This window comes from Endozoicomonas sp. G2_1 (assembly GCF_017744155.1).
Classification (GTDB): Bacteria; Pseudomonadota; Gammaproteobacteria; order Enterobacterales; family Alteromonadaceae; genus JAGHQT01.
Map to the genome: position 1 here is coordinate 1 of NZ_JAGHQT010000023.1, position 16,125 is coordinate 16,125.

At 38.8% G+C, this 16,125-nt stretch carries 25 protein-coding genes; 11 read left to right on the forward strand and 14 right to left on the reverse strand.

Annotated elements, in window-relative coordinates; all coding sequences use genetic code 11:
* The first annotated feature begins 134 nt into the window (after nucleotides 1-134).
* Genes J7384_RS17635 through J7384_RS17655 form a run of 5 tightly spaced genes read left to right on the forward strand, consistent with a single transcriptional unit; the run spans nucleotide 135 to nucleotide 2,152 of the window.
* Entirely contained in the window at nucleotides 135-341 is a 207-nt protein-coding gene (locus J7384_RS17635; protein ID WP_209115863.1) for a hypothetical protein, read from the forward strand.
* 23 nt (nucleotides 342-364) lie between these two features.
* On the forward strand, nucleotides 365-736 hold the full coding sequence (locus J7384_RS17640; RefSeq protein ID WP_209115864.1) for a hypothetical protein: 372 nt from the start codon (nucleotides 365-367) through the stop codon (nucleotides 734-736).
* Nucleotides 737-779: 43 nt separating this feature from the next.
* Entirely contained in the window at nucleotides 780-1,109 is a 330-nt protein-coding gene (locus tag J7384_RS17645; protein ID WP_209115865.1) for a DUF6440 family protein, read from the forward strand.
* 33 nt (nucleotides 1,110-1,142) lie between these two features.
* Complete coding sequence (locus tag J7384_RS17650) at nucleotides 1,143-1,373, forward strand: hypothetical protein (RefSeq protein WP_209115866.1); 231 nt, start codon at nucleotides 1,143-1,145, stop codon at nucleotides 1,371-1,373.
* A complete protein-coding gene (locus J7384_RS17655) occupies nucleotides 1,373-2,152 on the forward strand; it encodes an HNH endonuclease signature motif containing protein (RefSeq protein WP_209115867.1) in 780 nt (259 codons plus the stop codon). Before J7384_RS17650 ends, J7384_RS17655 begins: the two co-directional genes overlap by 1 nt.
* Nucleotides 2,153-2,159: 7 nt before the next feature.
* Here J7384_RS17655 and J7384_RS17660 read toward each other — a convergent pair whose 3' ends face one another.
* Nucleotides 2,160-2,429, reverse strand: a complete 270-nt coding sequence (locus tag J7384_RS17660) for a hypothetical protein (protein WP_209115868.1) — start codon at nucleotides 2,427-2,429, stop codon at nucleotides 2,160-2,162.
* Nucleotides 2,430-2,556: 127 nt separating this feature from the next.
* Between J7384_RS17660 and J7384_RS17665 the strand changes: the two genes are divergently transcribed.
* From J7384_RS17665 to J7384_RS17680, 4 genes are all read left to right on the forward strand, one after another.
* Entirely contained in the window at nucleotides 2,557-2,823 is a 267-nt protein-coding gene (locus J7384_RS17665; protein WP_209115869.1) for a hypothetical protein, read from the forward strand.
* 10 nt (nucleotides 2,824-2,833) lie between these two features.
* Nucleotides 2,834-3,280 (forward strand): single-stranded DNA-binding protein, encoded by a 447-nt coding sequence (gene ssb, locus J7384_RS17670; protein WP_209115870.1) that lies wholly within the window; start codon nucleotides 2,834-2,836, stop codon nucleotides 3,278-3,280.
* A 148-nt stretch (nucleotides 3,281-3,428) separates the two neighbouring features.
* Entirely contained in the window at nucleotides 3,429-4,013 is a 585-nt protein-coding gene (locus tag J7384_RS17675; RefSeq protein WP_209115871.1) for a ParA family protein, read from the forward strand.
* A gap of 17 nt (nucleotides 4,014-4,030) precedes the next feature.
* Nucleotides 4,031-4,315, forward strand: coding sequence for a hypothetical protein (locus J7384_RS17680; protein WP_209115872.1), 285 nt, complete (start codon nucleotides 4,031-4,033; stop codon nucleotides 4,313-4,315).
* A gap of 78 nt (nucleotides 4,316-4,393) precedes the next feature.
* On the opposite strand, the gene J7384_RS17685 is transcribed toward J7384_RS17680, so the two are convergent.
* A complete protein-coding gene (locus J7384_RS17685) occupies nucleotides 4,394-5,617 on the reverse strand; it encodes a site-specific integrase (protein ID WP_209115873.1) in 1,224 nt (407 codons plus the stop codon).
* A gap of 3 nt (nucleotides 5,618-5,620) precedes the next feature.
* Here J7384_RS17685 and J7384_RS17690 point away from each other — a divergent pair, with 3 nt between their 5' ends.
* The gene (locus J7384_RS17690) at nucleotides 5,621-6,055 is read left to right on the forward strand and encodes a hypothetical protein (RefSeq protein ID WP_209115874.1); all 435 of its coding nucleotides are present in this window, start codon (nucleotides 5,621-5,623) and stop codon (nucleotides 6,053-6,055) included.
* 294 nt (nucleotides 6,056-6,349) lie between these two features.
* On the opposite strand, the gene J7384_RS17695 is transcribed toward J7384_RS17690, so the two are convergent.
* From J7384_RS17695 to J7384_RS17745, 11 genes are all read right to left on the reverse strand, one after another.
* Nucleotides 6,350-9,154: a serine/threonine-protein kinase gene (locus J7384_RS17695; RefSeq protein WP_209115875.1), complete on the reverse strand. Its 2,805-nt coding sequence runs from the start codon at nucleotides 9,152-9,154 to the stop codon at nucleotides 6,350-6,352.
* Complete coding sequence (locus J7384_RS17700) at nucleotides 9,151-9,762, reverse strand: sigma-70 family RNA polymerase sigma factor (RefSeq protein WP_209115876.1); 612 nt, start codon at nucleotides 9,760-9,762, stop codon at nucleotides 9,151-9,153. The genes J7384_RS17695 and J7384_RS17700 overlap by 4 nt, the downstream gene beginning before the upstream one ends.
* Nucleotides 9,750-10,442 carry a metallophosphoesterase gene (locus J7384_RS17705; RefSeq protein ID WP_209115877.1) on the reverse strand — a complete coding sequence of 231 codons (693 nt, stop codon included), beginning with the start codon at nucleotides 10,440-10,442 and terminating at the stop codon, nucleotides 9,750-9,752. The genes J7384_RS17700 and J7384_RS17705 overlap by 13 nt, the downstream gene beginning before the upstream one ends.
* 71 nt (nucleotides 10,443-10,513) lie before the next feature.
* A complete protein-coding gene (locus J7384_RS17710; protein WP_209115878.1) occupies nucleotides 10,514-10,708 on the reverse strand; it encodes a hypothetical protein in 195 nt (64 codons plus the stop codon).
* 93 nt (nucleotides 10,709-10,801) lie between these two features.
* The gene (locus tag J7384_RS17715; protein WP_209115879.1) at nucleotides 10,802-11,149 is read right to left on the reverse strand and encodes a hypothetical protein; all 348 of its coding nucleotides are present in this window, start codon (nucleotides 11,147-11,149) and stop codon (nucleotides 10,802-10,804) included.
* Between the two features lie 19 nt (nucleotides 11,150-11,168).
* Complete coding sequence (locus J7384_RS17720; protein WP_209115880.1) at nucleotides 11,169-11,534, reverse strand: hypothetical protein; 366 nt, start codon at nucleotides 11,532-11,534, stop codon at nucleotides 11,169-11,171.
* A 25-nt stretch (nucleotides 11,535-11,559) separates the two neighbouring features.
* Nucleotides 11,560-11,844 carry a DUF6283 family protein gene (locus J7384_RS17725; RefSeq protein WP_209115881.1) on the reverse strand — a complete coding sequence of 95 codons (285 nt, stop codon included), beginning with the start codon at nucleotides 11,842-11,844 and terminating at the stop codon, nucleotides 11,560-11,562.
* Nucleotides 11,845-11,870: 26 nt separating this feature from the next.
* Entirely contained in the window at nucleotides 11,871-12,029 is a 159-nt protein-coding gene (locus J7384_RS17730; RefSeq protein ID WP_209115882.1) for a hypothetical protein, read from the reverse strand.
* Between the two features lie 22 nt (nucleotides 12,030-12,051).
* Nucleotides 12,052-12,390 carry a type II toxin-antitoxin system PemK/MazF family toxin gene (locus J7384_RS17735; RefSeq protein WP_209115883.1) on the reverse strand — a complete coding sequence of 113 codons (339 nt, stop codon included), beginning with the start codon at nucleotides 12,388-12,390 and terminating at the stop codon, nucleotides 12,052-12,054.
* Nucleotides 12,383-12,649: a hypothetical protein gene (locus J7384_RS17740; RefSeq protein WP_209115884.1), complete on the reverse strand. Its 267-nt coding sequence runs from the start codon at nucleotides 12,647-12,649 to the stop codon at nucleotides 12,383-12,385. The genes J7384_RS17735 and J7384_RS17740 overlap by 8 nt, the downstream gene beginning before the upstream one ends.
* 85 nt (nucleotides 12,650-12,734) lie before the next feature.
* Nucleotides 12,735-13,409: a hypothetical protein gene (locus tag J7384_RS17745; RefSeq protein ID WP_209115885.1), complete on the reverse strand. Its 675-nt coding sequence runs from the start codon at nucleotides 13,407-13,409 to the stop codon at nucleotides 12,735-12,737.
* Between the two features lie 290 nt (nucleotides 13,410-13,699).
* On the opposite strand from J7384_RS17745, the gene J7384_RS17750 reads away from it, so the two are divergent.
* Nucleotides 13,700-14,326 (forward strand): recombinase family protein, encoded by a 627-nt coding sequence (locus J7384_RS17750; RefSeq protein WP_209115886.1) that lies wholly within the window; start codon nucleotides 13,700-13,702, stop codon nucleotides 14,324-14,326.
* A gap of 438 nt (nucleotides 14,327-14,764) precedes the next feature.
* Here the strand turns inward: J7384_RS17750 and J7384_RS17755 are convergent, their stop codons facing one another.
* On the reverse strand, nucleotides 14,765-15,820 hold the full coding sequence (locus J7384_RS17755) for a hypothetical protein (protein WP_209115887.1): 1,056 nt from the start codon (nucleotides 15,818-15,820) through the stop codon (nucleotides 14,765-14,767).
* Nucleotides 15,821-16,125 lie beyond the last annotated feature (305 nt).

Genomic DNA, 16,125 nt, shown 5'->3' on the forward strand with positions numbered 1-16,125 from the left:
TTTTCCAGTATTGAAATTCATAATTTCAGCTATGTTCGAAAAAGCAACTAGAGAAATAGAACAGTCTTTTGGCGAGGCCGCTGAATACAAAGATCAAGATTAATTAAAGCGTACTTAAAAAGAGGAATTTAACTATGTCATTAATTTTAACTAGAGCAACATTAGCACCAGAAAATGAAGATGAACTTTTGATTGCTGTAGAAGTTAATGGTGCTCACGAATTCGTTTCTGGTTGGTGGGATTTAGGCGAACAAGATTATTATCGGCATGATGGTGAACTGTTGGATTTTGAAGATGTTTTAGGTTGGACTTGGAAACCTGAAATCGAAGTCGAGAAATAAGCGTACTTTTAAGGAATATGAGAATGAACTACAGAAATCTCAGTAAGTTCAAGATTAACAGGCTTGTTGCTCAGCGACTAGGCATGAACACGAACAAAGATGACCTGCCAGCCAACACGTTGAGTCGCAACTATAACGAAAGATACCCAGATACAGTTTGGGCGCACAAGCCGCAAGACGCATGGGAGCAGTTCTGTTTCACAAATGATGCTGAAAGTTGGGGTGAATTGATTAGAGAGTTTAGCCTCGATATTAAGTTTGATACTTGCCAAGTTCATGTAGCTAGCTATTTTGCAGACTGTAAGCCCGTATCTATGATCAGATCAGATATGGGGCTGGCTATCTGTATCGCATTTTTAGAAATGAAAGATTGGCAAAGTAGTCAATCTATTTAAGTAGGCTTTGGTCTGCTCGAAATTGTACTTTATGAGAAATCGAATGAACCAAGAACAGGCTATCGACTTGATACAAAAAGGAGTCCACAAAGGGCTTAATCGACACATACTGTTTTTTAGCTGGATTTTCTTAGCTCTTCTTGCATTTCAATTTGGTTACAACTTTTTTGGGTTTGGCATGAACTCGACTGACGGGCCTAATCAGCGTAGCAATATGGTAGTGAGAGTTGACCATCAAACTGGCTGCCAATACTTAGAAAGCGCGCGAGGGGGGCTAACACCTAGAGTTGACATCAAAGGTAACCATCTAGGTTGCACACAAAGCATGGCAGCAGAAGTAAGTGGCTTCGGCGGCGTCCAGACAACAAATTAATTAGCGCACTTAAATGTAAGATAGGAGACATAAATGAAAAACAAACTTATCGACTTAAACGACCACCTATTCATGCAGCTTGAACGCCTGTCAGACGAACAAATCACCGGCGAACAACTAAAAGAAGAAATTAGTCGCGCACAGGCAATTAACGGGGTCGCGAAAAACATCATAAACAATGCCACTCTAGCACTAGAAGCTCACAAAGAAACCAATCAATTAGCAGATAAAAGCCGCATACCAGCTATGCTAGATATAAAATAATGGCAAAAATGTACTCTCCTCAACAGCTTGAATTTATCCAGTCTAATTACCAAAAAATGGGGATACAGCATGTAACAGATAAATTTAATCAGGAATTTCACGACAACAAAACCTTTAACCAAATAAAGGCTGCAATAAGCAATCATAAATTCACCTGCGGACGTCCCAAAGGTCAACTAAACAAAGGTGTCTCAAAAATATTCACCACAGAACAAGAAAACTTCTTAAAAGAAAACTATGGCCCATTAACCAGAAAAGAATTAGTAATAGCATTCAACAACCAATTTAATACTGACTATAGTTACAACAGAATAGTTGGGTACCTAAAAAATAACGACATAAAGTCCGGCCGAGATACTCGATTTAAAAAAGGCCAACAAGCTTGGAATAAAAATACAAAAGGCTTAACTAGCACTAATAAAACTAGCTTTAAAAAAGGTCATCGCCCCGAAAACACAAAACCATTAGGCTCAGAACGGAAAAATAATGATGGTTATATTGAAGTTAAAACAGCTGAACCAAACACCTGGCAGCTCAAGCACCGAATAATATACCAACAAGAACATGGTCCCATACCACCAGGGCACAACATAAGATTTAAAGATGGCAACAACCAAAACTTATCAATAGAAAATTTAGTCCTGATAGATAATAGAGAACACGCCCTACTCAACCAGCGCTACCACCTCAACAAACAGCCTCAACAACACAGAGAAACCATAATACTAATGGCTAAAATCGACGTAAAAACAGCGCGTATAAAAGAAAAAATGCAATAACAAGGTATTACTGTTCAATACCAAAAAACTCGGCTAGGGTCATATCGTGTAAATGAGGCAACTTAACAACCAATTCCCCAACAAAATCAACACCTGGATTAGCTCGTTTATGGTTAAGCCTATTTAGTAACCCTTGTACCTCATCATCACTTCCCTCTCGGCCATACACCAAGCGAAACAGCTCCTTCCCCTTTAGTTGGCCTTTTATGCTTTTACAAGCAGCTTTTGAATGATGATTAGCTTCTTTCTTTTTCGGCACTTGAGTGTCTGGTTTCATAAAATACCTGCGCACTATAAATATTTTTGAAAAATATATCAAAAATGATTTAAAAAATATCAAAGATGATATAATCATAACATATCAACTTTGATATAAAAAATAAGCAGCATGGAAACAAAACAAAATGCCCTACTCAAAAGCTTATCACGAACAACTAGAATGCTGGGAACGCTGCCACGGTGAACCACTACAACTCGGTATCATGGTAAAAACTACAGAAGAATGCGATCATGATGACTTTAACAATGGCATATTCATGGTTACATCACTTTCGTTTGACGGTGATGAAATCAACATAGGAATCAACGACGATGGCCAAATAGACGACTTTCAAACCGCTTATGATGGCTTTCGCATTAACGAAATAACGTTAGTAAAAACAGATCATTAAAAGGCAATTTATGCAACGTGGTATAAACAAAGTTATTCTTATCGGCTCACTGGGACAAGATCCAGAAATACGCTACATGCCGAACAGTGGTGCCGTAGCAAATTTATCACTAGCTACATCAGATATATGGCGCGACAAACAAACAGGCCAAACAAAAGAAAAAACAGAATGGCACCGAATAGTCATTTATGGCGCCTTAGCCGACATAGCAGCCAAGCACCTTAAAAAAGGCAGTAAAATTTATATTGAAGGTAAACTACAAACTCGAAAATGGCAAAACCAACAAGGTCAAGACCAATACACTACCGAAATCATAGTGCAAGGCTACCAAGGCACCATGCAAATGCTGAACAGCGCCTCAAATAGTCAACCGCAAGCGCAGTCAGTAAATAACAATCAAAACAACTCGCAGTTTTCCCGTCAACAAGGTCGAAACACTCAACCAAACAGTATTTAAGTAACTACTAATTACATAAATACCTACCAACATTGGCGACCCAAACACTAGATAAGTAAATACTATATAGTAAATACTATATAGTATTTACTTATCTAGTATCTATTTATATACTACACAAGGACAATAACAAAGCAGGAATGCAACAATGAATATAATCAGTGTATGGAACCCTAAAGGCGGACAAGGCAAATCTATGCTATCAATAAACTTAGCAGGTGCAGCCATAGAGCTAGGGTTAACTCCAATAATAATCGACCAAGACCCACAGGGAACATCAACCAAATTTTATCAAAACGGTAATTTACCTTTTCAGGTTATAGGGCAAATTCCCTCACAAAAGCCTGATGCTGATTTAATACTCTTCGATCACCAAGCGGGAGACTGGGAAATACCAAGCACACCAAAAATAGTCATGCCCTTACTTCCCGACCGAAGCCAGTACGGCACTTATATTGAGGCTAAGAAGAAAGCCGAAGAAGCGGGCAAAAACAACATCATTACCGTTGTTACCAACACCAACCACCAACGTCCCTACCAAGTCGCCACAAGGAAAGCTTTAGTGCAGGAGGGGGCCTTTGATATTCCATCGAGCGGTGTATTCAGCAGGGCAGACACCGAATACCGTACTATCTTCGACCAAAAACTAAACAAAGCCTACAAAGTCAGACAAACACGCCTAGCTGTGTCAAAAATACTTGGTCGACTATTACTAGAACAACAACCAAATTAAGAAAGAGGTTCAAACCCATGAGCGAAAAACCAAGCTGGATGCAAGACGAAGAAAAAAGAGCAGACGAACTCGCAAACTCACCACAAACAACCAATGCCGCAGCACCTCGATTAGTCAAAGTAACTCGCGAGCCACCAAGGCGCCAAAAACCATTTTACCTAAGCGAGCCTTATATCAAAACATTTGAACAATTGTGTTTTGATCAAAAAAATACTCCTGGCGGCAAAAAATCAACCCACCTAGGAGAAGAAGCGCTAAACCTATTATTTGAAAAATACGGCTACAAACTAAAGCAACAATAAAACCTAAATAGTAATTACCTATATACTACTTAGGTAATTACTATTTATTTACATACTATACATTTAACTAGTAAATAGTTAAGCCACTTTTAGCCGGTTAACATCCATCGTGAAAAAACCTCGCATTTCTAAATACGCTTGCCAATTATCCAACGACTCTAATAACAAATGCTGAGCAGTAGTTTGTACATAAGTTTCAACAACATCATCTAGTTTGTGATTAAGTAAAAACTCACCAATCACAAAATCGACTTTATTATCTGTCCACCAACTACGAGCCAACTTACGAAAATCATGTGCGCCATACTTATGATCAAATAACTTACCCAATTTACGACTAGCCGAGTTAGCAGATATTGGCTTACGTTTTTTCGTCTGTAATGGAAATAAGTACCAACTAGCTCTACCTGCTTTGCGCCGTTCAGCACGATACTGTTTAAGTACAGCTATCATTCTATCAGTTAGCTTAACTTCAAAAGGGCGCTTATTCTTAACTCTACTTGCAGGGATTGTCCAAGTCTTATTATCAAAATCGAATTCTCTCCAAGCGGCGCCACTAGCTTCACAAATTCTTACAGCATGACCAGCAACTAAATAACCTAACATTCTCGTTTCAGGCAAAGCCTTTGCTAACAAATGTGCTGCCACCGGCAAATCAGTGTAGTTCATACGCTTAGTTTTGCTAAGCACCTTATCAGGCGTAAACAAAGCTAAAGAAAAGTCCTTTAACGGGTTGTTCGGTATCGCTTTTAAGCTTTCAGCTTGACTATAAGCGGCCTTCAACTTCAAAATAACTTGCTCAATCGTCCCTAGTGAATACCCCTCTCGTCGCATCGGTCTAAAAACATGCTCATCAAAAACAAATTCATCAACATCACTAACCGCATAACCTTTCAAACGAGTAACCAAATGCAGTTTAATCAAACTTTTAATATTAGATAAATTTTTCGGCTTTTTATCAGGATCATCCTTTAACCTTTCAAACCACCACATTAGTAACGCTGCAACATCGGCAAACTTGCACTCAACCCCATGTTTTGCATCTAAACCGTGTAAACTAACGATTCTAGCTTTAGCTTTTAGTGATTTTTTTGCATCACTCACCGAAAGAGTAGGGTATTTACCTAGTCGGATATAAAAGCCTTTTCTTGCTTCATAATGCCTGTAATAAAACACCCCTGAACTTGGATTTTTATTGCTGTATCTAAAGTATAAGGCTTGATTTTGGTCTTTAAGTTGGACATTTTCACCAGCGTATTTTTTAATTACACTAGCGCTTAACAAGACGGGAATGGTTTTCATACGATGAATAAATTACTAGCAATAACAATACTCTTCATATTTGTTAATGTAGCACATGCAAGTGATGGCAGCACTGCTTTATATAAACTTTGCAAAAGCAACAACAATAGCTGCGATCTCATTATTCAAAGCTATATATCAGGGTTAAAAGCAGGGTTAAACCAAGGCAGTAAAGAAACGATTAAACATCTGCTTAGCCAGGCAAATGAAAACAATAAAGAAATAGATAAAATTTTAGAACAAACACCAAAATTCATTACCTCTGTAGCACTCGGTGGTGGAGCGCTATGTCAAATAGCACTCAACCGAGAAAACATGAAAAAGGCATTTGTTCGATATATGGAAAGCCAAGAAACACCAGAAACGTCAGTAAGTAAATCTCTACTTACTGCTTTTATTCAGTTAAACAATGAGCAGTGTCAAGGTCTAAGAACCTAATCATATCCTGTAAAATATCTTCAGACAAAAGCTCTATATCAAGAGTGGCTTGCTCCACGTTATCAATTAATTCAGGGGTGTTTAAGCCTTTTTCAATACTATCTCGTATCGGATTAACGTTATAACTAAGCGCTCTTAATTTTGCTACCAACAGCCTACCTTGCTGCTCCTTGTTCGGGTGACTCACTACAACTCCAAATCTATCAGTAAGTAATTAAAGCCACATCATACAAATGCAAGCTAAAATAACAATGCCCGAAATTTATTCCTAATTTTTGACAACAGTAGTAATTTTTAACTAAATAAAAGTGTATTTAGTTCCACTAACTGATAATAATAATAACTTGATTGATAATGAGTTTCGTGTTTTTCATAGACCAGGCGAGCAGTGTTAAACGAGCTTTTCGCTTGTTCAATTAAGCCATTACTGTGGTATATCTTTGCTAGGAAGAAATGGTTTTGCATATACACAGGCGACAGGGCTTTTTCACGTTGGCTAACCGTGATTAACGACTCAGCTCTTTGAGCTAAAAAGCTGGCATATTCACTATCGCCTAAATTAAACAAGATCAACGCGCAATTGATTAACACACTATAGTCTGTATCGCTGTTTGACATATCGCTTGCTGCTAACTTTTGTTCCATGAGCGATTTAGTCAATTGCTTGATGTTGTTTTGCTCCTTGTAGTAACTAACATATAAATCAATGAGTGCGAGCTCATAGTCGTCAAAAAACTCGCTGTTAGCCTTACTAATATCCTTGGTGACATCGATAAAAGTATTGATATGCTGCGCAATAAAGCGGTCGCTGCGCTCGAAGCCGGTGAACTCCATGTAACGGATGATAGCGACATAAAGCGAGTCTAAGCCAGCGACACTTAACCTCGACCTAATATCCTTTTGTTTGTATAAACGCAGCATATCGCTAAGGGTTTGTTGTGCTAATGGCTGATTGCCGGCATAGATATAACTATCAACCAGCAAGTAAGCGTTAATAAAATAGTTATCGTCAAAATAGCCATTGTGACCGAATGGGGCTTTATGACGGTTTGCACCATTTATTGCGGAAATGGCACCGGGCAAATCATGAAATCGAGTGACAGAATACAAACCTCGGTAAAGCGTCTGATTAATATTATCACCTTGCGGCCAAAGGCGATTAGCCTCAGCAATGGCGTAATTCAATGTGTCTCGCCCTTGTTCAAACAATCCTATTTCATACATTAGCCGACCATGTAGACCGCTCAACAGCAAACTTAGGTCGGCATCTTCAAAACGAATATTGCGGGTATCATTGACCAGGTCAAGCGCCTTTCTAAACATTGGCCGCAAATGACGCTGGTAATAATCATCAGGATAGCCCGTGCTTGGGCTGACATTGTCACCAACATAGTGATAATAAAGCTCGTTTGCCAAATGATAATCTAACAACGCCGCATAGTAGCCGGTTAATTGGTGCGTTTCTTTAATGTCAGACAAAAAGTCGATGACAGATGTATCAACCAACTGCCTAACATTGACGCTTAACAGCTCTAAAAACGCTTTTGCGCCCTGTCGAGATAAAAACCACTGCTGAGTAATATCGTTACGGTATTGTTCGGCGAGCTTATCAGCCAAAGCGGTATCACCGTCCAATGCAATGGCTTTGATCAAAAGCGCATCATCTAAGATATCACCGAGCTGATTTTTTTGTATAAACGAAAAGGTCTCACGCGCTAAACGATAATGTCTGTCCTTAAACGCTTGCCGGCCTATGTAATTCAGCGCTTGATAACGAACATCATCAGAGGCTTTATCACTGGCTTTCACTTCACTAAATGCTTGTTCTATTGCCTGACGATGACCAAGGTTGTGGCTTTGGTAGATGTTGACCAAATCGCGCTCTAAAACCATATCAGCGCTTTGGTTTTGATACCAAAGCACAAGATAACTAAAGGCAAAAACAAAGAAACAACTTAAGACCGCGCCCATGGTTGCCATTGATGCGTGGATAGGATGCACGAAAGCATACTTGAACCAACGATAACATCGGCTTGGTGCCACGCTAGCAACATCAAACTCAAGAAACTTATTGAGATCATCAGCTAATGATAAAACGTCTGAATAACGGTTTTCAGGGGCTTTGTTGGTAGCTTTAAACAATATTTTATCTAACTCTGGCAACCACATTTTGTAAGGATTTTTACCTAGCGTATGCGTCAAGTGTTTGCTAGCAGGCTTGTTTTGAATATCAAAAGGCGGGGTTATACCCGTTAATAACGCATACAGTAACGTCCCCAAAGCGTAAACATCATGCTTAGGACTCGGCTTTGTCGTTAGCTCTGGCGGGAAATAATCAGATTGAAAAAATTCAGCGTATTTTTTTCTAATATCACTGACTGAATCATCATTTTTAAGCTGTCTTGAAAAGCCAAAATCTAAAATTTTTGGCTCGCTAAGCGAGTTGATTAACACATTTTGTGGCTTGATATCGTTGTGAATAATGCCTTGCTGATAGCTAAAGCTTAACGCCTGGCAAATTTTAACCACGGCTTCGATGCGAGATTTAATCGAGAGAAACGGGCTATCAAAATAACTGACAATATCGCGGCCGTCGATATACTCCATGACATAGAACGGCAGTTTATACCCGTCAAAGTCAAACACACCGGCATCGAGTATGTGCGCAATATATTGATGCTTTGACAGCTTAGCCATAATGTTGGCCTCACGGTCGAGCAGATCATAATTATAAATATCCGCTAAATGTGGTTTTATTACCTTTATCGCAACCGCCTGGTGCTCAAGACGGTTATCATCCCTAACGGCATAAAAAACATACCCCATCGCGCCCTGGTCGATTAGATATTGTATTCGGTATTGACCAATAACAATGCCGGTAAGCGTTTCGTGGTTAAAGTCGCCTTGTCTAATCGCGCCAAGCTCCTGACTAAACAAATCGCTCAGAGTGTTGCTATCTTCTTGTACTGCGAGCAAGCCTTTTACACTTTCGATAAGCTCAGCGTCGTCACATAAACGATAAAGTTGCTGCTCCCTTATTCTAGGGGGCAAATCAACAATAATGTTATAGAGTTCAAACGCATCGGTAAACTCGCTCATGCCGCTAATACCTTGCGAAATTCAGCTTTTAACCAAGCCTCTGAAAATTCAATATACCGCCTTGCTGTGCGCTCACTGACACCTAAAACCTCGGCTGTGTCGGACAAAGATAGCCCCATGACCTGGTGAAAGTTAAGGGCTAATGCTTGTGGTCGGTGAAGCCGCTCAAGCTGATCATACAAAGACATTAATGTTAATATTTTTTCAGACTCATGATGCTCGTTCACCATGCTTTGATTGGCTTCACTCTCGTTAAACCTTACCCTATTGCCGAGTCCATGACGCGTCGATGTTAGGCGCTTAATGTGCTCAGCGATAACTGAATAAATTATACGCCTAAGCAAACTGACAAAATCATTTGGCCCGTCAATATGGATACTGGATTGCCTTTTGATTAACCTGATCGCAACTTCCTGTGCGATATCGTCAGGGGAAAATAGCTTGATAGGGGTATTAACCACTTTATTACGACTAAACTCTTGCTCGGCAAAGCGCTTAACAACAGGTACAGATAAGCTAACAATGCGATCACGCGCACTAGTTTGGTTATTATTCCAGCCCTCAAAATACGCACTCAGGGCTTTGATTTGCTCTACTATGCTCGCCAATTTAACAGCTCACTTAATGATAAAATAGTTAGTTTGTCGGTTACTCGAACGGTATCAATCCAGGCTTGATTAGCTTTAACGACGATTTGGTCACAGTTAGCATGACCATGGACAACCATATCAATATTTTTCACGCTTTTAGTTTCGTCCTGGCTTCGATTAAATTTGTCGAGCGACCATAAACAGTCACTTTCGCAATCATCTAAAAAGTTTTTATTATGGATATCTTCCCAATCATCGGGAGATTGAGCGTGTATCAAGCCGATGTTATAGCCTTGAATACTTATCTCGATAGCCAGCGGCATTCGATAATGAACCAGTGCGGCAAGCTTGGTTAAGCCGTCAGGGTACGTTACATCATCAATCCATTGACCGCCCATTTTATAAAAAAGTTGCTTATCAAATCCTTGGTTTACGCATTGCTTAAAATAAGCTTCGTGATTACCGATCACCGAAAAGAACCAGGGTTTTAATAGCAAATTGAGACAGTCTAGCGATCGAGGGCCGCGATTAATCAAATCACCTAGCGCAAACAATCTATCGATTTTGTGGTTGAATTTTAAACGCTCTAACTGAGCTAGAAGCAAGTCATAATGACCGTGAATATCACCAACAACGTAATCATTTCCTAATGTATTTTCTTCAAAACGTTGATGAAAAAGGGAATTTCCTTGAAGCAAGATAGTAACTCAAAAATATTATTGAGTTACATAATAATTTATCCACGCAAGGGCGGCAATAATTTGCCGCTTTAGATGCGAATTTTTCCTTTTTTACCACCGACGCGAATCTTGCCTTTTTTACCCGCTGACAGATTCATGTGAAAATCATCTGCTTGCTGGCTAATTCTAATTTTACCTTTTTTACCGACGCGCTCTGCGGCCATTTCTTGCTCTGCGTTTACATCTGATACACTGAAAAACAACGCCATAACTGCACTTAACATACTATTACCTTTAGTTGTGTCAAAAAAACATTCAACACACCAAAAGCAATATTTATGCCTAGTTATTCAATATTAGAGGTATTTTACAGAGTATCACTCAAGTTCAAAACCATGATCTATCGCTTGTTGTTTTATACAGTCAGCAAACATTTCAGGCACATAAGCGCCTTGATAACCAGTTAAAGACTCTAAACTGCCTCTTTCCCATGAACCAGGGCGCCTAGTGCCATCTGCTAAAGAAATGGCAATTTCTTTTAATAGCTCATTGACGCCTTTACCAAAATCGTTTTTATCTCTGCGCGCAATTTCATTAACTCGTTCCTGGTAAGCCTCTTGGCTAATTTCTGCATAATTTTCACGGGCCAAACCTACAACGAGCACTTCTAACCAGGCAAAAGTTTGAGCGTCTAAATCAAATGTTACTCTTTTAGTATTTTCCACGATTATTCCTGTATTCCAACTAAATTCGATTGGCTGAAATAGCCATACAAAGCTCGTTTAAGTTAGCAAAATCTTGAATGCAAATTTTGCCAACTTGAGGCATTACATCATCAACAAATTTTGCAGCCATATCCGTTAAGCCTTGAAGTTCAACAAGCTTCTCAATATCAGATAACAACCGCATATCTTCTTGAGGCAATTCGTCGTATAAAAAACCCATTTCTTCATCGTATGAAAACCATTGACCGCTTTCTTTATCTCTCACCATGTAACTATTCAAGCTTTCGCTAAAATGAGTTACAGGTAATCGGTAATTATCAGTATCGACAACAGCTATTGTGTCCATAGGCATATTGTCCATTATCTGTTTAGCATTTCTACTCATGGCATTTAGTCCCTGTAATCCAATATTAAAATTCGTGATGTTCGATGCACTCTTTTTGAGTGTCAAACACTAACTCTTTGCCGGTTAATTCAAGTTCAATATTCAATCGACCAGCAAGCCTAACAAAGTCATTTTTATCGCCATTAATAAGCATGTGACCAGCACATTGCAAATGCTGCTTTTTATGGCAAACAAATGATTGTTGTTCTAATATCTCAGTCATACGTTCAGAACCTAACCAGCCTTTCAAAGTGTCTTTTCTAAAAGGACATTGAGCGCAAGGCTTTTTAACGTTTGGTAAAGAGGTCATTCCGCTTGCTCCCTGCATTCCAATATCTAAATTGTTTCTTCAGTATGACCACACTCTAAGCATTCTTTTTCAAAAATGATGTCATCGTTATGTGGAAATCCACCGCCGTTATTAGCGCTGCCTATTTCTTCTATATTATGAGGTGTGTCTTTTTGGCACTTCTCGCAATAATCTGTCGTTTTCATAAAAAATTCCCTGTAATCCAACTTAACTAACTAAAACGCGCACTCGCGCTAATGCTTCATCAACAACTCGCTTTGGCGCTTTCTCGATGAACTCAATACCTCGATACTCAAAATCGATAGTTTTCACTTGTTGGCAAAGCACAACGCCTTGTGTTTGAGTGCCGCTATCAAGCTTCACTTCAAAACCATGACCTCGAACAGTTGAGGTAATTGGCGCAACCAAAGCAAGCTGAATTTGATTGTTAAAAGGCTCTGGTGATAACACTAACGCGGGGCGTTTATGTGCTTGTTCGTGACCAGCAGACGGGTCAAAATCAGTGAAAACAATGTCACCACGCTTCGGGATATACTTCTTAACCATTAACTTTTTCTCTACCTACTGGCGCGTCATTCAACCACGCTTTATCTTCATCATTTAAGGTTACGCTTTCAGGCGATGACTGAGCGAGCAATTGATCAAGCGTATACTCTGGCTTTTCAATGATTGGTTCAATCACAAGGCGACCAGATTCAACTTTTGCATCAACCTTGTGGTTAACGTCAAGCTCTAGCTCTTTTAACAATACAGCGGGGATAATCGCCCCCTTAGAATTACCAAATTTTCTAATTGTAGTTTCCATAACAGAACCACCTTTGTAATAACATAGTAATAACTATAACACACCTATTCGAAGTTGCAACAATGTTATTACATTTATTTTCTATTTAATGCCCAGTTACTTTAATACCCGAATAAACTTTGTTTAACGCTGCTTCGAGCGTTTCTAAATTTCCATTAAATTTATCGGTTACAATTTGCTTAGAACTATAGCCAAAAGCCTTTTTAACGCTGTTATGGTCTACCGAACTAGCTAACTTTATAACTAATGAATCTTCAAATGTTTTAGCAGTAGCCCAATCTAATCCAGCTTTGTTTAATAGCGTTTTAACTTTGTTTCTTAGATTTGTAGGCTGGTAACGAATACCACTGTTTACCTCTCGCTTATTCATTGAATAAGCGTTAAGTTTGTCGTTCAGCAATAGAGGGGCTTGATCGCTTAATCCTCTATATGTGTTTAGATTATGGCGATACTTATTTGGCAAATCTTGATTTACATACCACTCCAAATAGCCCTCTAATACTTCAATGTAACTTTCAGGTGATTCAATTACGCGCTCTTTGTCGTTGCGACTGTAAGCCGCTGGTAAAACCCACCTTCGGTAGGGGATGCCCTTTTCATTGATCACATCATGCCATTTCAAAAAATTATGCTCTAATAGCGTCAAAGTCAGACTAGTCAGTTGAGAAACTAAGTAGCTATCCTTTACTTTTGATGCTCCATAACAGCTATTTTTATAGATAGCCGCTATATCATTATCTTTAAATACCTGAATCAACATTGTGTTGCATTTCTTTTGTGTGAAGATATGCAACATAGAATATCTGATAAATTTACATAATCAAGCTACAGGGCTGTATATGGTGACGATATTGGAATCGTTGGAAGAGTTGTACTAAGTCCAACGGCATTTAACAATATTTCGTGACATGTCACGCAATAAAGTTAATGGTGTTATTAAGGTATACCCAAATAACACCAAGCAAAACAATATTCATATTGACTTATGACACCACTTAAATGACACTACCTTTTATGACACCACTTAAATGACACCAACAAGGTCAAAAAATGTTTATCCGAGCTTATTTACGGGCATCAACAAATGAGCAAGACGCTAGCAGAGCAAAAACCACATTAAAAACCTTCGTGGTCCCATTTCACAAAAAAATATCATCGTTCTACATTGAAAATAAATCTGGTAACTCTTTAGAACGGCCAGAACTCATGCGTTTACTCGATGAATCTGAACCAGGTGACGTATTACTAGTAGAGTCAATCGACCGACTAACTCGGTTGGCCCACGATGATTGGAAAACACTGTATAACACCATCAACCAAAAAGGGATCAATGTTGTCAGTATGGATTTACCCACCAGTATCATGGTATTTAAAACGTTCCCTAGTGATGATTTTATGCGCTCAATACTTCAAGCAATTAACAATATGTTGTTAGATATACTTGCTGCCGGTGCGTACAAGGATTATCGAGAACGTGAGCGTAAACAAAAGGAAGGTATTCAAAAAGCTAAAAAAGCCGGTCAATACAAAGGTAGGCAACCAGATACAGAAAAACATCAGCGTATTGCTTCATTTTTAAATGCTAAATTTAGTTTAAATGAGACAGCAGCTGCAGTTGGAGTAAGTAAAAGCACAGTCATTCGAGTTAAAAAGAGATTAGAGAAAGAACAACTTTAACCTGCAACAAGGTACAAATCTTGCCAACTATCCCCTGCTGAACTGGAGCGCAGCGACTACCCCGTAGGGTAAATATCCTTTCAAACTGCTTCTAACTTTCTGGTCGAATGACAAAAGAAAGAACCAATAAACATTATTCTGGCCTTTTGCGCTTGCGCAAAAAAACCAAGGCCAGGCATTTATATAGTTAAATTTTAATTTAACCGAGACATAGACGCTTCAGCGTCTTGTATCCTTTTATTTTAAAAGCGGTAAGTTCAGAGATTAGTTTCGAGATTATATATAGAGAAAGAATGTAATTACCCGACTATTAGTCAAAAGTTGGAGTCTACTGTAGATTTTCAACCGCTTAGAATTGCGATAACAGTATAGATACGATTAATTATTGAGCAGAATGATATTGCGAGCATCAGAAGCTTTTGAATACGCTTCAAATAACTAGTGAGAGGTTTGTTTTATTTTAGATTTAACTAAGTCGTAAAACTCAGGCGGGGATATGTCAGGGGAATCTTGCTTAACGCTTTGTTCTGCACTTAAGATCATATATCTAGGATATTGCTGGCACCATGAATAATAATCGCGTTTAGCAATTTCTAATGCTGAAGCACCTTCTAACTGGTTAAATAAATCAGCAGCTATATGTTCTATCGACTCAGGCGACAATTTTTGATCAGACCATTTCATTGCTTGCTTTTTAGCTTCAATAGCTTCAGCTTCCAGTTCACCATTATACCAACGCTTGTGTAAGTGAAGCACACTTTCCAAAGCGCTATTATTAATATTGGCCATATTGTCAGTTAGTGGTCGAGAGCGTTTGTATACTTTCTTTCTTTTAGCGTCATACCGCTGTTTTGTGCTAACAAGCTTCTTGGTGTCAGAACCTGATAGCCCAAGCTCTTTAAATAATAGAGGGCATAAAAAAACACGACTAGCTTTATATTGCTTAGCTTCCTTATCAAACTCTCTAACAACAAGAATAAGTTTAGCCGCTTCTAAGTCATGCAAAGCACCCAGTACCGGGTCATAACTCTTTCTACCGTGTCTATATTGTCCGTTTTCACCATCATAACCAGGCTCATATTGATGTAGTTGCCCGATCATTTTTGCCAACTCTTCAACACTGGCCATACATTCAAGAACATGGTTAGCTTCACTAGAATATTCCACCGTATTGAAAATTGCTTTTAACAATTCATTTAGGGTTTCTTCTCTCTCAGATCTAATGCTTAACCTTCTAGGAGGTAAGCTTTTGAAACGCTTACTACCATCCTGATACGTTCTCATAACAATAGAGCCGCCATTTCTTCGCAGATCCATCATCGCGTCACTTTTGTGCCAGTTGAATTTTTTTAAAATACCCTGTATTCGCTGCACAACAGCCAAATCAACCATAGGTTTTTTATATATAGGTGGGTAATGACGATGACACGATATTTTTCGACCGACTTTGGGCCGATCAGTGCCATTTTCATAACTAATATGAAGCTTGCTCACGCTAATGAACCACCAGGGACGTTAAGCGTAAACAGAAAGAAATGCTGAAAAACTTACCAATAAGCATAAAATTCTCTTGTTTTTAGAGTGCAAGAGGCTTATACTCGTTGTCAATTGTTCGCCAAAGCAATTGACACTGAATATAATAACTTGAACTTTGTTCTTGTTTTATTTGTCTAGCCAGCTTCACCGCTGGCTTTTGTTTATCTAAACTTCAATAATTTTTTTCCAAACTATATTTATTCTTTTACCCACAAGATTAACGCTACTTTTTTATTTTTTTATCAGCGAAAAACTCAAAATGA